Source organism: Micromonospora sp. WMMA1923 (assembly GCF_049179195.1).
Taxonomy (GTDB): domain Bacteria; phylum Actinomycetota; class Actinomycetes; order Mycobacteriales; family Micromonosporaceae; genus Micromonospora; species Micromonospora yangpuensis.
On the sequence record NZ_JBMHLZ010000001.1, the window covers coordinates 6,009,427 to 6,024,135 of the forward strand.

Annotated in this window: 17 protein-coding genes; 5 read left to right on the plus strand and 12 right to left on the minus strand. The window is 73.7% G+C overall.

Going from position 1 to position 14,709, the window contains the following annotated elements; translation table 11 throughout:
- The first annotated feature begins 5 nt into the window (after positions 1 to 5).
- From ACN28G_RS27355 to ACN28G_RS27375, 5 genes are all read left to right on the plus strand, one after another.
- Complete coding sequence (locus ACN28G_RS27355) at positions 6 to 1,322, plus strand: cryptochrome/photolyase family protein (protein ID WP_421480653.1); 1,317 nt, start codon at positions 6 to 8, stop codon at positions 1,320 to 1,322.
- 134 nt (positions 1,323 to 1,456) lie between these two features.
- A complete protein-coding gene (locus tag ACN28G_RS27360; RefSeq protein ID WP_421480654.1) occupies positions 1,457 to 1,969 on the plus strand; it encodes a hypothetical protein in 513 nt (170 codons plus the stop codon).
- Positions 1,970 to 1,999: 30 nt separating this feature from the next.
- Entirely contained in the window at positions 2,000 to 2,557 is a 558-nt protein-coding gene (locus tag ACN28G_RS27365) for a Uma2 family endonuclease (protein ID WP_091433110.1), read from the plus strand.
- An 88-nt stretch (positions 2,558 to 2,645) separates the two neighbouring features.
- Complete coding sequence (locus ACN28G_RS27370; RefSeq protein ID WP_421480655.1) at positions 2,646 to 4,211, plus strand: dihydrolipoyl dehydrogenase family protein; 1,566 nt, start codon at positions 2,646 to 2,648, stop codon at positions 4,209 to 4,211.
- An 82-nt stretch (positions 4,212 to 4,293) separates the two neighbouring features.
- Entirely contained in the window at positions 4,294 to 5,145 is an 852-nt protein-coding gene (locus tag ACN28G_RS27375) for a DUF2231 domain-containing protein (protein ID WP_091445751.1), read from the plus strand.
- Between the two features lie 320 nt (positions 5,146 to 5,465).
- Here ACN28G_RS27375 and ACN28G_RS27380 read toward each other — a convergent pair whose 3' ends face one another.
- From ACN28G_RS27380 to ACN28G_RS27435, 12 genes are read right to left on the minus strand one after another with little or no spacing between them, the layout of a single operon-like run.
- A complete protein-coding gene (locus tag ACN28G_RS27380) occupies positions 5,466 to 6,590 on the minus strand; it encodes a LysM peptidoglycan-binding domain-containing protein (protein WP_421480656.1) in 1,125 nt (374 codons plus the stop codon).
- Between the two features lie 11 nt (positions 6,591 to 6,601).
- Positions 6,602 to 7,054 (minus strand): pilus assembly protein TadG-related protein, encoded by a 453-nt coding sequence (locus ACN28G_RS27385; RefSeq protein ID WP_091433119.1) that lies wholly within the window; start codon positions 7,052 to 7,054, stop codon positions 6,602 to 6,604.
- Positions 7,051 to 7,518 carry a TadE/TadG family type IV pilus assembly protein gene (locus tag ACN28G_RS27390; protein WP_421480657.1) on the minus strand — a complete coding sequence of 156 codons (468 nt, stop codon included), beginning with the start codon at positions 7,516 to 7,518 and terminating at the stop codon, positions 7,051 to 7,053. The genes ACN28G_RS27385 and ACN28G_RS27390 overlap by 4 nt, the downstream gene beginning before the upstream one ends.
- Positions 7,515 to 8,030 carry a TadE/TadG family type IV pilus assembly protein gene (locus ACN28G_RS27395; protein WP_421480658.1) on the minus strand — a complete coding sequence of 172 codons (516 nt, stop codon included), beginning with the start codon at positions 8,028 to 8,030 and terminating at the stop codon, positions 7,515 to 7,517. The genes ACN28G_RS27390 and ACN28G_RS27395 overlap by 4 nt, the downstream gene beginning before the upstream one ends.
- Before the next feature lie 5 nt (positions 8,031 to 8,035).
- Complete coding sequence (locus ACN28G_RS27400) at positions 8,036 to 8,236, minus strand: hypothetical protein (RefSeq protein WP_091433128.1); 201 nt, start codon at positions 8,234 to 8,236, stop codon at positions 8,036 to 8,038.
- Between the two features lie 27 nt (positions 8,237 to 8,263).
- Positions 8,264 to 9,127, minus strand: a complete 864-nt coding sequence (locus tag ACN28G_RS27405) for a type II secretion system F family protein (protein WP_091445753.1) — start codon at positions 9,125 to 9,127, stop codon at positions 8,264 to 8,266.
- Positions 9,127 to 10,023, minus strand: a complete 897-nt coding sequence (locus tag ACN28G_RS27410; RefSeq protein ID WP_091433131.1) for a type II secretion system F family protein — start codon at positions 10,021 to 10,023, stop codon at positions 9,127 to 9,129. Before ACN28G_RS27410 ends, ACN28G_RS27405 begins: the two co-directional genes overlap by 1 nt.
- Before the next feature lie 3 nt (positions 10,024 to 10,026).
- Positions 10,027 to 11,565: a CpaF family protein gene (locus tag ACN28G_RS27415; RefSeq protein WP_091433134.1), complete on the minus strand. Its 1,539-nt coding sequence runs from the start codon at positions 11,563 to 11,565 to the stop codon at positions 10,027 to 10,029.
- Positions 11,555 to 12,355 (minus strand): ParA family protein, encoded by an 801-nt coding sequence (locus ACN28G_RS27420; protein WP_091433138.1) that lies wholly within the window; start codon positions 12,353 to 12,355, stop codon positions 11,555 to 11,557. Before ACN28G_RS27420 ends, ACN28G_RS27415 begins: the two co-directional genes overlap by 11 nt.
- Before the next feature lie 2 nt (positions 12,356 to 12,357).
- Positions 12,358 to 13,011, minus strand: a complete 654-nt coding sequence (locus ACN28G_RS27425; protein WP_091433143.1) for an SAF domain-containing protein — start codon at positions 13,009 to 13,011, stop codon at positions 12,358 to 12,360.
- Positions 13,008 to 13,943, minus strand: coding sequence for a hypothetical protein (locus ACN28G_RS27430; protein ID WP_421480659.1), 936 nt, complete (start codon positions 13,941 to 13,943; stop codon positions 13,008 to 13,010). Before ACN28G_RS27430 ends, ACN28G_RS27425 begins: the two co-directional genes overlap by 4 nt.
- Positions 13,937 to 14,569 carry a hypothetical protein gene (locus tag ACN28G_RS27435; protein ID WP_421480660.1) on the minus strand — a complete coding sequence of 211 codons (633 nt, stop codon included), beginning with the start codon at positions 14,567 to 14,569 and terminating at the stop codon, positions 13,937 to 13,939. Before ACN28G_RS27435 ends, ACN28G_RS27430 begins: the two co-directional genes overlap by 7 nt.
- Between the last annotated feature and the right edge of the window lie 140 nt (positions 14,570 to 14,709).

Consider the following 14,709-nt stretch of genomic DNA (forward strand, 5'->3'; position numbering starts at 1 on the left):
CCTCGGTGCGTACCGCGATCGTGTTGTTCACCCGCGACCTGCGGGTGCACGACCACCCGGCGCTGGCCACCAGCTGCGCGGCCTTCGACCGGGTGGTGCCGACCTTCGTGCTGGACCCGGCGTTGGCCGACCGGTCACCGAACCGGACCCGCTTCCTGCGCCAGAGCCTCGCCGACCTCCGCGAGAACCTGCGCGGACTCGGCGGTGACCTGGTGCTGCGGCAGGGCGACCCGGTGACCGAGACGATCAGGCTGGCCGGTGAGGTGGGCGCCGAGGCGATCGCGGTCTCCGCCGACGTCAGCCGGTACGCCCGCCGCCGCGAACGCCGGCTGCGCGCCGAGTGCGAACGGCACCGCCTGCACCTGCGTCTCTTCCCCGGGCTGACCGTGGTCGACCCGGGCGCGCTGCGCCCCGGCGGTGGCGAACACTACAAGGTGTTCAGCCCGTACTTCCGGGCCTGGCAGGGCGCGCAGTGGCGGACCACGCTCGCCCGGCCGGAGCGGATCGAGCTGCCGGCCGGGGTGCCGGTGGGGCGGCTGCCCGCCCTGCCCGCCGGTGCGTCACCGGACGCCGCCGCCGGCGGCGAGACCGTCGCCCGCCGCCGGCTGCGCGACTGGCTGCCCAACCTCGGCGGGTACGGCGACCAGCACGACGACCTGGCCGCCGACGACACCTCCCGGCTCAGCCCGTACCTGCGGTTCGGGTGTCTGTCCCCCCTGGAGGTGGTCGAGCGGGTGGCCGACCGCGCCGACCCGTTCGTCCGGCAGGTCTGCTGGCGGGACTTCTACTACCAGGCCGCCGCCGCCTTCCCCGACCTGGACCGCACCGCCTTCCGCGCCGGCGTCACCGAGGACTGGCGGTACGACACCGACGCGCTGGACGCCTGGACCGAGGGCCGGACCGGAGTGCCGATCGTGGACGCCGGGATGCGGCAGCTGCACGCTGAAGGCTGGATGCACAACCGGGCCCGGCTGATCACCGCCGGCCACCTGACCAAGCAGCTCCGGCTGGACTGGCGGGCCGGGTTGGCGGTCTTCGGGCATTGGCTGCTCGACGGCGACGTGCCCAACAACTCAGGCAACTGGCAGTGGGTGGCCGGCACCGGCCACGACACCCGCCCGTACCGGGGGTTCAACCCGATCCGCCAGGCGCACCGGTACGACCCCGACGGCGCGTACGTCCGGCGCTGGCTGCCCGAGTTGGCGGCGATCGAGGGGGGCGCCGTGCACGAGCCGTGGCGGCTGCCCGACGCGGTACGCCGTACCCTCGACTACCCGCCGCCGCTGCCCCCACCGGGGCCACCCCCACCCTGGCTGCGTTGAACCACGACGGCCTCCCGTCCGTAGCACCTCCGACCCGTGACCCCACCGGAAGGAGGCAGACAGTGCCGAGAACAGGTTCAGGCGGCGGCTCGTCCGCATCGAGTCAGTCAACCAGTCAGCGCCACACAGGGGAGTTGACAGCCTGGCTCGACGACTCCACGAAGGCTGATTTCGACACATTCATCGCCGGTCTGGAACCAGACTTCGCCTCGCAGCCGCTGACGCGTGCGTACGTCAAAGAGCTGCAAAAGCTTGGTAAGCAGTACCGACTACTGCGCGACGCCGCCGAGCGGAATCCAGCCTCTGTGGACCAGCAGAGCCTGGTCAGGGCTTACCAACCCATCGCGCAGAAGAAAGAAGAACTCAACGAGTACGTGCGGGATTTCATCTACACGCCGGAGAGTTCACCGGAGCCCGCTCCGGTGAATCCGCAGGCCTCCACCGGGATGCCCCCTCCGCCACAACCGCAGGCCGGCGCCGAGCAGCGTGCCCGTCCGGCGATTCCGGTGTTCAACCCCGCGTCGCAGGACTGGGCCGCCGCCACCGGCCCGGGTTGGCCCGGGGGCACGAGCGGTGCCGCACAGAGCAGCACCCCGGCCGGCCGGGCACCCGATCAGCCCCGAAGCCGGGGCGGAAGGAACCGCTGATGACGTGGACGATCGTCTAGGATGAGGCCCATGAGCGCGGAGACCGTGGGCCGGTACATGCCTGCCGTCGTGACGCTCGGTGACCTCGCGGCGATGAACGCCGCCGACCCGAACGGCCACCGGTACGAGACCAGCCCTGAGGGAGTCCTCTCGGTCATGCCGCCGCCCGACTCCGAGCACGCCATGATCGCCAGTCGGGTCTTCGCCTGGCTGATCATGGCGGGTTGGCCGGCAGAGCAGGTGCTCCAGGCTGCCGGCATCCGCATCACCGGGCCCGCAGGTGACGGCGGCCGCATTCCTGACCTCACCGTGTGGCGCAAGCCGCCACCGCGTGGAGTCTGGTCGGCGACGGACGGTCTGTTGGCGGTGGTCGAGATCGTCTCGCCCGGTTCTGAGGCGATGTACTCGGTCACCAAGGTCCGGGAGTACGCCTCGGCCGGCATCGGACAGTACTGGGTGGTGGAGCGGGACAGCCGACAGACCGTCACCCTGCACCGGCTGGTCGGTGACGCGTACCAGGAGCAGGCCCGGATGCCACTGTCCTGGCTGCTCCAGACGGCACCCGGCGAACACCTCGACACTCCCTGACCGCCTCCCTGGTGGTGTGGGTGCCGGTCGGGTCGGTCGGAACGTGAGCGGGGTGGCCGGAGGGCGGTCGATGGGTGATGCTGTCGGGATGGCTGAGCCGGAACTTGTGGACGTGGTCGTGGTCGGGCTGGGCGTGGGCGGCGACGAGGTCGCCGGCAAGCTCGCCGAGGCCGGCCTGAGCGTCGTCGGCATCGAACGCGATCTGGTCGGCGGGGAGTGCCCGTACTGGGGCTGCGTGCCGAGCAAGATGATGATCAGGGCGGCCAACGCGCTCGCCGAGGCCCGCCGGGTCGACGGGCTGGCCGGCACGGCGCAGGTGCGCCCGGACTGGGCCCCGGTGGCGAAGCGGATCCGCGAGGAGGCCACCGACACCTGGGACGACCGGGTCGCGGTGGACCGCTTCGTCGGCAGAGGCGGGACGTTCGTCCGGGGCAGTGGACGGCTCGACGGCCCCGGCCGGGTCCGGGTGGGCGACCGGGTGTTCCAGGCCCGGTACGGTGTCGTGCTCGGCACCGGCACCCGCCCCTCGATCCCGCCGCTTCCCGGGCTGGCCGACACCCCGTACTGGACGAACCACCAGGCGATCGAGGTCGAGGAGCTGCCGGCGAGCCTGCTCAGCCTCGGCGGTGGCGCGATCGGTCTGGAGCTGGCGCAGGTCTTCGCCCGGTTCGGCGTACAGGTGACGGTGCTGGAGCGGTCCGAGCGGGTGCTCGCGGTCGAGGAGCCGGAGTCCTCCGAGGTGGCCGCGGCGGCCCTGCGCGCCGACGGCGTGACGATCGAGACCGGGGTCGGGGCCGAACGGGTCAGCCACGACGGTCAGCACTTCACCGTGCACGCCGCCGGTGGCGCGGAGTTCACCGCCGAGCGGCTGCTGGTGGTCACCGGGCGGCGGGCCCACCTGGCGGAGTTGGGCCTGGACACCGTCGGGATGGACCCCGACCAGCGGTACCTGCCGGTCGACGACCGGATGCGCGCCGGGGACGGGATCTGGGCCGTCGGTGACCTGACCGGCGAGGGCGCGTTCACCCACATCGCCATGTACCAGGCGGCCATCGTCGTCGCCGACCTGCTCGACCACGCCCGCCGGGCCACCGCCGGCCCCGACCCCAGCGGTACGGCCAGCGTGGTCGGCGGCGCGGTCGGCGCGGCCAGCGGGGTCCCGGCCGCCGGTGGGCCGGCCTCAGCCGGGTCGGGCTCCGCCGGGTCGGGTACGGCCGCGTCGGGTGCGGTCGGGTCGGGTGTGGCCGGGTCGGGTGCGGTCGGGGCGGGGGTCGGCGGGCCGCAGGGCGTGGCGCGGGCCGACTACCTGGCGCTGCCCCGGGTCACCTTCACCGACCCGGAGATCGGCGCGGTCGGGCTCACCGAACGGCAGGCCCGCGAACGCGGCCTCAACGTGCAGGTCGGCTTCGCCGAGTTGGCCTCGTCGACCCGGGGCTGGATCCACCGGGGCGACGGCTTCATCAAGCTGGTCGCCGACGCCGACCGGGGCGTGCTGGTCGGGGCCACCTCGGCCGGTCCGGCCGGCGGCGAGGTGCTCGCCGGGTTGGTCGTGGCGGTGCACGCGGCCGTCCCGATCAGCCAACTCCGGCACATGATCTACGCGTACCCGACCTTCCACCGGGCCATCGAGACCGCCCTGCACGACCTGAGGTGATCCCGTGCCGGCGCCGATCGGCCCGGCCGAATTGGGCCGGGGTGGGGGGTTTGGGGTGGAAGGTGGCGGGGAGTTGGTGTGGGTGCGAGCATTCCTGACGAAGATCGAGCAGGCCAGGGCGTTGGACCGGGTGGGCGACCGGGTGCAGCGTGTCGTCGAGTCCACCCTGCGCCCGCAGCGGGTCCGTGACCTGCTGCACGGCGTCTGGCTGGGTCATCCGCTGCATCCGGCGATGGTGCAGGTGCCGGTGGGGGCCTGGATCAGCGCCGCCGTGGTCGACCTGCTGCCGGGGCAGCGCCGCGCAGCCACCGCGCTGGTCGGCCTGGGCACCGTCAGTGCGGTGCCGGCGGCGGTCGCCGGCTTCAACGACTGGGCGGCCCTCTCCCGCGACCAGCGTCGGGTGGGCCTGGTGCACGCCGCCGCCAACGTGGTCGGCCTGGCCCTCTACTCGGGGTCGTTGGCCGCCCGGCTGACCGGCCGGCACGGTACCGGCCGGGCCCTGAGCTACCTGGGGTTGGGCGCGGTCAGCGCCGGGGCGTACCTCGGTGGGCACCTGGCCTACACGCAGGGCGCACAGGTCAACCAGAGCGTCTCGGAGCTGCACCGGATCAGCGAGGGGTGGCACCCACTGGGCGAGCTGGCCGCGCTGCCGGACCGCGAGCTGCTCACCCGGGAGGTCGACGACGTCTCGGTGATCCTCTACCGGCACGGCGACGAGGTCACCGTCATGCTGGAGCGCTGCCCGCACCAGAGCGGCCCGCTCGGTGAGGGTGAGGTCCAGCAGATCGACGGGCATGCCTGCGTGGTCTGTCCCTGGCACGGCAGCGCCTTCCGGCTCAACGGCGGCGAGGTGGTGCACGGCCCGTCCGGCAACGACCAGCAGACCCTGCCGACCCGGGTGGTCGAGGGTGTCCTGGAGACCCGCCTGCCCTGACGTTCCTCGCTCGCCCCGACGGTCCCGCCTGCGACGGTCCCGCCTGCGACGGTCCCGCCTGCGACGGTCCCGCCTGCGACGGTCCCGCCTCCGACGGTCCCGCCTCCGACGGTCCCGCCCTGAGGAGTCTCGGCCCGCCTCTGCGATGGCCGGCAGTGTCCCGTCGTCCGCTGGCGACTCGCCGTCGGGTCGCACGGCCGGGGGCCGCTGGCGACCGCGGGCACCCGGCCCGCCGCCACCCGGAGCTGGTGCACATGTCGCGCCGTTAGCGGGGTACCCCGCTATACCAAAAGCGTTAAGAGGGGGCCCTTCCTTACACCTCAGTCGCGGCGGTGGCGGCCGCTGGGGTTGGTGAGGCCGGGGTGGGGCGCGGGTGGTCGGGGTGCCGCCGGCCGGCGGCGCAGGCCGAGTACGGCACCGATCTGCGCGCCGACGATGCTGGCCACGGCGAGGACCGCGGAGACCGCTAGCGGCCGGTTCACCCCGTCGCCGTCGGACGCGCGGGACGCCCCGACCGCCATCACCGGCGAGCCGGAGGTGTGGTCGGTCGACGGCGGGACCACCGGCGCGGGCTGCTCGGCCGACGGTGGGGCGGCCTCCGCACCGGGGGCGGTCGAGGCCGGGCCGCCGGGGGCGGTGGGTGGCTGCGCCGGGGCGTCGTGACCGGGCGGGGCCGCCTCGGCCGGCCGGGCCACCAGCCGGCCACTCGCGTGCGCCCGGGAGCCCTGGTCGTCGGCGGTGGTGGGCAGCTTCAGCAACTGGCCGGGCCGGATCCGGTCCGGGTCGCGCAGCCGGTTCAGCTTCGCCACCTCGCGGTAGTCGCCGAAGTCGTCCAGGTACCGCTCGGCCACCGTGCCCAGGTAGTCGCCCCTGGCCACCCGGTACACCGGCGCGTCGACCTCGGCCGTGCGGTCCGCGCCGGTCCGGTCCAGGCCGGCCAGTCGGACCGACCCGCCCACGCCGGAGTCCGGGTACCCCGCACGTTCCGGCCCGACCTGCGTGACGCTGGCGGGCGAGCTGGCCGCCGGGTACGGACCGGCCAGGGTGGTCGCCGCGGTCGCTGCCGGGCTGGCCGCGATGATCAGGGCGATCGAGCCGACCAGCGCGGCGGCGGCCTTCTGCTGACGGCGCATCCCGGGCAGCTTGGGCGCCGGCCGGCGGAAGGTCTGCGCCACCAGCTCCACCAGTACGGAGAAGGCGAACGTCGCCCAGCCGAACCAGCCCACCAGGGCCAACGCCCGCAGGAAGAGCTGCCCGTCGTCACGGCTGGTGAGGGTGCTGCCGACCTCGGCGAGGGTGGGCAGGTGATCGGGGAGGGGATTGCCGGCCAGGGCGACGAGCGCCAACGGCCCACCGACCAGCACCGCGCCGAGCACGGTCAGCGCGCCGAGTCCGGTGAGGACCTGTCCCGTTCGTCGTACGGCGGTGCCACGCGGAGCTGTCATCGGAATCCTTCCTACGGACCCTCGGTGAGGGTGCGTGCGGTGGCCTCACCGGAGACGGTGACGCTGTCGCCGAAGCCGAAGAGGCCGAGCAGTAGCCGGTCGTAGGCGACGTCGACCCGTACCCGGATGTGCTTTTCGCCCTCGATCACCGGAAAGCTGACCGAGTGGCTGGCCACCCCGGCGGCGGCCAGGTAGCTGCGGACGGCCGCGCGGGCGTCGTCCTCGTCGATCTCCTTGCTGCCACCGGCGATGGCGCGGGCCCGGTCGATGGACTGGCCACCGGTCCGGGCCGCCTCGGCGGCCAGGTTCTCCGCCCGCTGCATCGACCGCAGCTGGCCGGAGCCGTCGAAGGCCAACCCGATGACGACGAGGACGCCGGCCATGGCGACGGCCAGGAAGAGGCTTACCCGTCCGGCGTCGCCCGTCGGCTCCGCCGCACCGACCGACCACCGGCGGCGGTTCACGGTCGGCTCCGGTACCGGTCGAGGGGCGAGGTGAAGGCGGCCGTGACCGTGCGCCTGGTCGGCATGCCGGGTACCGCCGGCAGGTTGAGGTCGGTGAAGGAGACCGTGCAGGTGACCCGTACGGTCACCGCGCTGGACTCGCCCACCGCGCTGTCGAAGGCGTCGTCGAAGGTGGCCGGCCGACCCCCCACCGATCCGGTGAAGGTCACCGCCGGCGCGCCCGTGCAGCTCAACCCGGACCAGTCCAGCTGCTCACGGGCCGCTCTGCGGGCCGCCGCCTCGGCGCTGTCGGCGTCCCGGGAGATCGACGCGGCGCGGGCGGCGTGGTGGGCGGCCGAGTCGATCGCCTCGGCCGCGATCGCGGTCCGACCGGCGACGCCGGCCAGCACGATCAACGACAGGAAGGCCGGGGCCAGGATCGCCACCTCGACGGAGACCGACCCCCGGTCGGACCGGCCGCTCACTGCGGATCCCCGGTGGTCCACCGCTCCACCGTCCCGTGGGCCGTCTGCCGGACCGGGAAGCTGACGCCCGGGACCAGCGACAGGGAACGACCGGTGACCGTGCAGTTCACCTCGGTCTCGGTGGTGACGCACCGCGGGCCGGCCCGCTCCCAGCCGACCAGCCAGTCGCCGGCGGCGGTCAGGAACCCGGTCGCCCGTGCCTCGCCGGCCCCGGCCGGGGCCTGGTGGACCCGTTGCGCGTTGACCCCGCTCTGGGCGGCGTTCAGCGCGGTGGCCCGCGCGACGAACCAGGCCGCCGCCTGGATCGAGGCGAAGAGCAGCAGCAGGATCAGCGGCATCACCACCGCCAACTCCACCGGGCTGGCCCCCCGGTCCGCCCCGGAGGTGACCGACGCCGGCCGGACCCGGGTCGGCCCACCAGGCGGACCCGGCACCGGGGTGGCGACGGGCGTGCGGTGGCACCGGGCGGCCGGGGCCGCCCGGTCGTGGGCCGTCGGTGGCGTACGCGGCATCGTCGTTACGGGGCGGCCGGGCCGGGGATGGCGTCCATCCAGCTCTTGGCCTTCGTGCTGACCAGGGCGGTGACCGCGATCGCGGCGGCCACCAGGCCGAAGATGATCACGGCGGTGGGGACCGGGCTGTCCCCCCGGTCACCGGCCCGGCGCAGCTCGGCGAGCCGGTCGAGGAACACGATGTGCAGGTAGGCGACGAGGCGCATGGGAGTTCTCCTGGGATGGGGAGGGGATCACAGACGGGCGACGAACGGATAGACGGCGAAGCCGAGCAGGACGAAGACCAGCAGCGCGCCCGGAATGTCGAGCCGGCTGGTGATCCCCTCCGCCCGGGCCAGGTTGTCGGTACGGATCTGGTCGCGCAGCGAGTCGGCGCGGCTGCGCAACGTCTCGTGCACCTGGGCGCCCTCGCTGCCGGACGAACGCATGATCGCCCCGACGTCGCCCAGCTCGGGGATGCCCAGCTTCTCGGCCAGGTCGCGCAGCTCGTCCCAGGGTGAGTGCATCTGCATCTGGGCGATCCGCAGCGACTCCCGCAGCCGGTCGAAGACCCAGCCGTCGCAGACCATCGCCGCCCGTTCCAGCGACTGCACCGGCCCGTGCGCGGCGGACAGTTGCAGCGCCACCAGATCCAGGTACGCGGAGACGGCCTGGCGGAACTCGGCCCGCGCCGCCTCCGCCCGGACCAGCACGTCCCGGTGGGCGATCAGGGCGCAGACCGCCGCCGCCCCCACCGAACCGAGCACCGGTACGACCACCGGCAGCTCCGTCCCGGCCAGGAAGAGGACGCCACTGAGCAGCGTCGGCGCGGCCAACCCGATCAGGGTGGAGAGCAGCAACGAGAGGGTGTACTGCTCGGGCGTCCGGTCGATCAGCGCCAACTCCCGGTGCGGCGGCCGTACCCAGCGGGCCAGCCCACCGAGCCAGTCCAGGTGCCGGCCGGTACCCGGTCGCGTGGCACCCGGTGGCTGGTGCAGCCGACGCAGCGCCGGCCCGAGCGCCGGGGTGGCCGGCAGGGCCTCCTGGACGACGAGGAACAGGCCGAGCCCGACCAGCCCGCCGCCGACCACGGCCAGGGTGAGCTGCCAACTGAGGATCACCGCAACGCCTCCTCCGGATCGGGGGCGGGCAGGAAACGGGCCGGCTGCGGTGGCTGGCTCATCGCGCGAACCCAGACCAGCAGGCCAACGAAGCAGGTGCCGAGCACGACCATCACCAGTTGCCCGGTCGGGGTGCCGTACGGTCGCATGTACTCGGTGTTGAGCAGCCCGTACGCCAGGGTCGCCAGGGTCATCCCGGTGAGGAACCGGACCGCGAACCGGGGCTGGGTGCGTTTGGCCTCGATCTCCCGCCGGGTGGCGACCTCGGCCGCCGCCGCCCCGGCGATCGAGCCGAGCACGTCACCGAGGCGCTCGCCCCGGTCGGTGAGGTGCAGGATCAACGCGGCCACCACCTGGTCGCAGACCGGGTCACCGATCTCGTCGGCGAAGGCCAGCAGGGCGGCCCGCGCCGACCAGCCGGCCTGCAACCGGGCGGCGAGCACCCGGACCTCCTCCTCGATCTCCTCCGGCACGGTGGTGACCGTGCTGGCGATCGCCTGTTGGAGGCCCTGACCGACGGCGGAGACGTCCTTGAGCCGGCGGGTCCACTCGCCGACCGCCTCGATCCGGGCGATGGCCCGCTGCTCCTCCCGGCCGACGGCGAACAGCCACGGCACCCCGGGCACCGCGAGGGCGACCAGCAGACCCACCACCGGCAAGCCGGTCAGCAGGAACGCCAACGCCCCGGCGACCACTGCGCCGACCAGCAGGGACCGGCGGCGACGCTGCTGCCGGCGGCTGGTGTCCGTGCCGAGCAAGAACCGACGCAGGTCGTTGCCCGCGCCGGGGCGGGTCCGGCGCGGGCGGCGGGTGCCGACCACCGCGACGACGGCCAGCACCATCCCGGCCACGCAGGCCGCCCCGGAAACCACCGCGACCAGTTCGACGTTCATGTCTTACCGCCTGGCCAGTTGGCTGTGGCGGGGGCGACGCCAGGCACCGGCGCCGGCCTCGATCCAGCGGCTGAGCAGGCGGGCGTCGTAGCCGACCCGCATCAGCTGCTCGCGGACCCGTTCCGGCAGGTGCCGGGGGACCGCGCGGCCGTCCGGGCCCGGGCCGAAGACGGCGGTGGTGACGATCCGGTTGCCGTCGCCGACGCCGATCACCTCCTCGACGTGCGAGACGAAGCGGTGCTTGCGTCCGCCGATCGCGGTCTCGTCCTCGACGGTGACGTAGACGATCAGGTCGAGGGCGTTGCCGGCCATCCGCCGGGCCTGGTCGACGGTCATCTCCCGGCCGTGGGCCAGCGCCAGCTCGATGATCCGCTCGCTCACCCCCGCCGGGGTACGGGCGTGGATGGTGCACATCGAGCCCCGGCTGGTGGTCATCGCCTGCAACATCGGGACGATCTCCCGGGACCGGACCTCGCCGACGATGATCCGCAGCACGCCCATCCGCAGCGAGACCGGGATCAGGTCGGCGATGCTCACCTCACCGGCGGGCCGGCCGTCCAACCCGCGTTCGCCGTGGCCCTCGCGGGCCTCGAAGCTCATCACCGCCCGGTGCCGGCCACCGTGGCGGGCCGGCAGCAGCTCGCGGCTCTCCTCCAGCAGCACGAACGGCTCGTCGGGCGGGATCTCGCTCATCAGCGCCCGGATCACCGTGGTCTTGCCCGCCCCGGCCAGGCCGGCGACCATGATGTTCAGCCCGGCACGCATCGAGGCGCGCAGGAAGTCGCGCAGCAGCGGGTCGATCATCTCGTCCAGGTCACCCCGGGCGCCGGCCAGGTCGTCCAGGCTGACGTCGAGAGTGTTGTGCTTGCGGATCACCGCGTACGGGCGGTGGCTGACCAGGAACACCGCCGCGAGGCGGCTGCCGTCGGGCAGTTGCAGGTCCAGGGTGGGCTTGGAGGTCGACAGGGAACGCTCGGTCGCCCCGGCCCGGCGGGCCGCCGCCTGGAGGATCTCCACCAGCTCCGCGTCGCTGTCGGCGATCGGTGCGCCCCAGTCCACGCCACCGCCGTGCCGGGTGATCCGTACCTGGTCGCAGCCGAGGATGTGCACCTCCTCGATGCTGTCGTCGACCAGCAGCGTCTGGAGCCGGCCCAGCCCGACCAGCTCGGCGGTCACCTGGTCGAGCAGGCTCCGTTCCTCACCGGCCGGCATCGGGGTGCCCGCCCGGCGGACCGAGTCGGCGTACTCGGCGACCACGGTCACCGCGAGCCGGGCCCGCTCGACGTCCTCCTCCTCGACGGTGAACTCCCGGCCGCGCTGCCAGAGGGTGAGCCGTTCGCTGAGTTCCCGGCGCAGCTCCCGGACCACGGCGAAGTCGGCCCGCCGGGGCGGGGGCGTCGGCTGCGGCGCGGGGGCCACCGCCGGCAGCTCCGCCGGTGGCGGCGGCTGTGGGTGCCCGTTCGCCACGGCCAGCGGCGGGACCGTGGAGGTGACCCCGGGCTGGGGGCCGCGCGGGTCGTGGGAGACCGGCTCAAACCGCATCCGGTACCTCCTGGTCGACCGGCCAGGCCAGGCGGGCCCGGCGGCGTTCCAGCAGCGCCCGGACCGGCACCTCCAGGCCACCGGCCGCGCGCATCAACGGCCGACCGGCCCGTACGGTGCCACCGAGGCTGAGCACCTCGGCGGTACGCGGATCGTGTGGCAGCCGGGCGATCACCGGCACCCGCAGGGCCTTGCTGATCTCGGCGCTGCCGTGGCCGGGGCCGACCAGCAGCAGGCGCAGGGTGCCCGAGGGCACCCGGTGCTCGGCGAAGTCCCGTTCGATGGTGCCGACCATCGACCGGGTGCCGGAGAGGTCGGGCAGGTTGGCCCGGCTGACCAGCAGCACCACGGTGGCCGCCCGCAGGACCGGCCAGGGTGGACCGGTCACCTGCAACCGGCCACAGTCGACGAGCACGTCGTACGGGGGGTTGCCCTGCTCCAGGCCGGTGAAGAAGTCGGTGAACCGTTGCCACAGCGGGGTGACGCTGCCGGCCTGGGCGGGGTCGACCACCCCGGGCAGCAGCAGGCGTTCCCGTTTCGGCGCGTCCAGGTCGACGAGTTGCGACCAGAACGCCTGCTCCAGGTTGCCGTCGCGCAGCTCGCCGACGGCCAGCTCACCGATGCCCCGGGGGCCGTCCAGCACCCCGCCCAGGTAGCCGGCCATGATCGTGCCGCCGGCCGGGTCACACTCGGCCAGCACCAGCCGCCGGTGCCAGCTCAACGCGCAGGCCAACGCCGTCGTGGTGACGCCCGGCGAGCCCTTGGCCGAGACCAGCGCGATGATCGCCATGTTCAGGCGGCCTTGGTCAGCACGAGCGCGATCCGTTTCTGCGCGGCGAGCACCACCACCGCCGGCACGTCCCGGTTGGGCAGGGCCAGGTAGACCACCACGTTGTTGGTCTCCGGGGTGGCCATCTCGATAACGGTGGCCTCGAACCGGGTGCCGGGGCTGCGGCTGTCGGAGTTGCGGTCCGGGGTGGTGACCAGCAGCACCTTGTCGCCGGGGTGGAGCTGTTTCGCGGGTACCTCGCTGGGGGTGAGGCCCAGCGCGATCTGCTGCTGACCGGGGCCGAGCAGCGGGTCGTCGGTGAGCTGGGCCATGCTCAGCAGGGTGCCCGGGGTCAGCCCCACCGCGGCCCGCATGCCGACCACCTCGTCGAGCCGGTCGGCGGCCACCGGGTCGAGCCCCTGGCCCCCGGCGACCTGCACGCTCACCAGGTCGTCCGCGTCGATCTGCCGGCCCACCTCGACCGTGCGGGCCACCGCCAGGTACGTGCCGGTGGCCCGGACCGAGGTGACCGCGAAGGCCGCGCCCAGCCCGCCGAGGGCGATCAGCAGCACCGCCAGGCCGAGCAGCCCGGGACGCATCCGGCGTTGCCGGACCACCCGGGGCGGTACGACCGGCGCGTCCACCGGACCGGTACCGCTGCGCGTCACCACACTCACCTGGTCACCACCTGAAGTTCGTCGATCTCGATCGGGGCCCCGCCGCTGTTGCGGTTGAGGGAGAAGGAGTCACCGGCCCCGCCGCTGCTGGCCGACCACTCGACGGTCCAGAAGGTGGTGGCGCTGATCCGGTAGCTGCCGGCCCGGGCGTACCCGTCGTCGTAGCCGCAGTCGGGTGAGGGCTGGCCGGCGTACGGGCCGTCGACCCGGTACGGGGTGCCGGGGCCGGTGCAGGTGACCCGGTCGCCGTTGCCCATGTCCCAGACGATCCGGTCGACCCGGGCGGTGATCGTGACGGTCAGTCCCCGGTCGGAGGCGGACGCGGTCAGCGGGCCGAAGTAGTTCGCCCCCGGGCTGGCCCACATCCAGACCGGCAGCCCGACCAGTCCGGGACCGGTGCCCCGGCGGGGTGCGACGGAGATCCGGGGTGCCTTCAGGGTGATCGAGGCGAGCGCCCGGCGGGCCAGCTCCTCCGGGTCCGGCGGCGCGCCGAACCCGGGCGGCGGCGCGTCGAACAACTCCTCGCGGGAGGAGCCGAGGCCGCCGTTGCAGGTGACCAGGTACCACTGCTTGCCCTCGACGATGGTGGGCTGCGGCTCAAGGAGCTTGTGGTAGCAGCCGGTGCTGTTGTCGAAGTAGCCCAGGAACTCGTCGTAGCAGGGGATCACCCGCCCCTCCCACTGGCACCGGGCCGCCGGGCCACCGCCGCCGTCGTCCCCGTCGCCGGGTTCGCCGGGGTTGCCCGGGTTGCCGGGCGTGGGCGGGTCGTCGTCCCAGACGTTGCAGTCGTCCTGCCCCGGCGGGCAGTTGGCCCCCGGGTCGGCCCGGCCGGCGGCCCCCGCCGGGACCGCCGTCAGCAGCGGCCCCAGGGCGCCGACCAGCAGCAGCGCCGCCGTCAACGCCAGCAGCCGGACGGGTCGGCGGGTCAGCACGGCTGGTCCTGGTGCGCTTCGCCGGCGCGAATCAGCCAGCGCCCGTCCGGATAGCGGGAGGCGGTGGCGGTGGCCAGGTGCCGGCTCCCGCCGGAACCGGGCACCACCTTGTTGTTCCGGGTGTAGACCAACCGGTACCCGGTGGTGTCCAGGCAGTCCTGGATCTCCACGGTGGGCGGTTCCGAGATCAGGTCCACGCTGGTCACGGTGGGGTCGGAGACAATTTTCCCGGTACGCATCGCGCCGCGCTCCTTCGTCTCACGAATTGTCACCCGGACCCGGGTCAACAACGGATCACCCAGGTACCTGGTCAACTGCGGATGGTGTGGATCACTGTTTCGACTGGCCGCCCGGGTAGCGGCGAGATAACCGGCGTAGGCGGCGAGGGCGGCCTTCCGGGCGACCTGCTCGTCGGCGGTGGAGACGGTGGCGGTGGGGGTGGGTACTCGGCGGGCGGGCCGGTCACCGGTCTCCGCCGTCGGGCCGCCGCACCCGACGCCGGAGGTGAGCCCCAGCACGGCGATCACGAACAGTCCGGTGACCCGACGTACGACGGGTGCCCGACGATCTGACTGCCTCGCGCGCAACGCCGTGCCTCCTCGATGGCGACCGGGGGATGCCGGCATCCGGTGCCCTTCGGACGTGCGGAAACGTGCCTCGGACCGGTAGTTCCGGAGCCGCGGCGACGGTTTCCGCATTCGCCTGTGTGGATCATTTTTGAACGGGGACGTTTGTCCTGGTTGGCCCGACGCCGGTTGCTCTTCGG

Excerpts from the sequence above, each read along its gene's own strand:
- ACN28G_RS27365 (WP_091433110.1), top strand. The coding sequence starts at position 2,000 with ATGAGCGCGGAGACCGTGGGCCGGTACATGCCTGCCGTCGTGACGCTC.
- ACN28G_RS27370 (WP_421480655.1), top strand. The coding sequence starts at position 2,646 with ATGGCTGAGCCGGAACTTGTGGACGTGGTCGTGGTCGGGCTGGGCGTG.
- ACN28G_RS27380 (WP_421480656.1), bottom strand. The coding sequence starts at position 6,590 with ATGACAGCTCCGCGTGGCACCGCCGTACGACGAACGGGACAGGTCCTC.
- ACN28G_RS27395 (WP_421480658.1), bottom strand. The coding sequence starts at position 8,030 with ATGCCGCGTACGCCACCGACGGCCCACGACCGGGCGGCCCCGGCCGCC.
- ACN28G_RS27400 (WP_091433128.1), bottom strand. The coding sequence starts at position 8,236 with ATGCGCCTCGTCGCCTACCTGCACATCGTGTTCCTCGACCGGCTCGCC.
- ACN28G_RS27410 (WP_091433131.1), bottom strand. The coding sequence starts at position 10,023 with ATGAACGTCGAACTGGTCGCGGTGGTTTCCGGGGCGGCCTGCGTGGCC.
- ACN28G_RS27415 (WP_091433134.1), bottom strand. The coding sequence starts at position 11,565 with ATGCGGTTTGAGCCGGTCTCCCACGACCCGCGCGGCCCCCAGCCCGGG.
- ACN28G_RS27420 (WP_091433138.1), bottom strand. The coding sequence starts at position 12,355 with ATGGCGATCATCGCGCTGGTCTCGGCCAAGGGCTCGCCGGGCGTCACC.
- ACN28G_RS27435 (WP_421480660.1), bottom strand. The coding sequence starts at position 14,569 with ATGCCGGCATCCCCCGGTCGCCATCGAGGAGGCACGGCGTTGCGCGCG.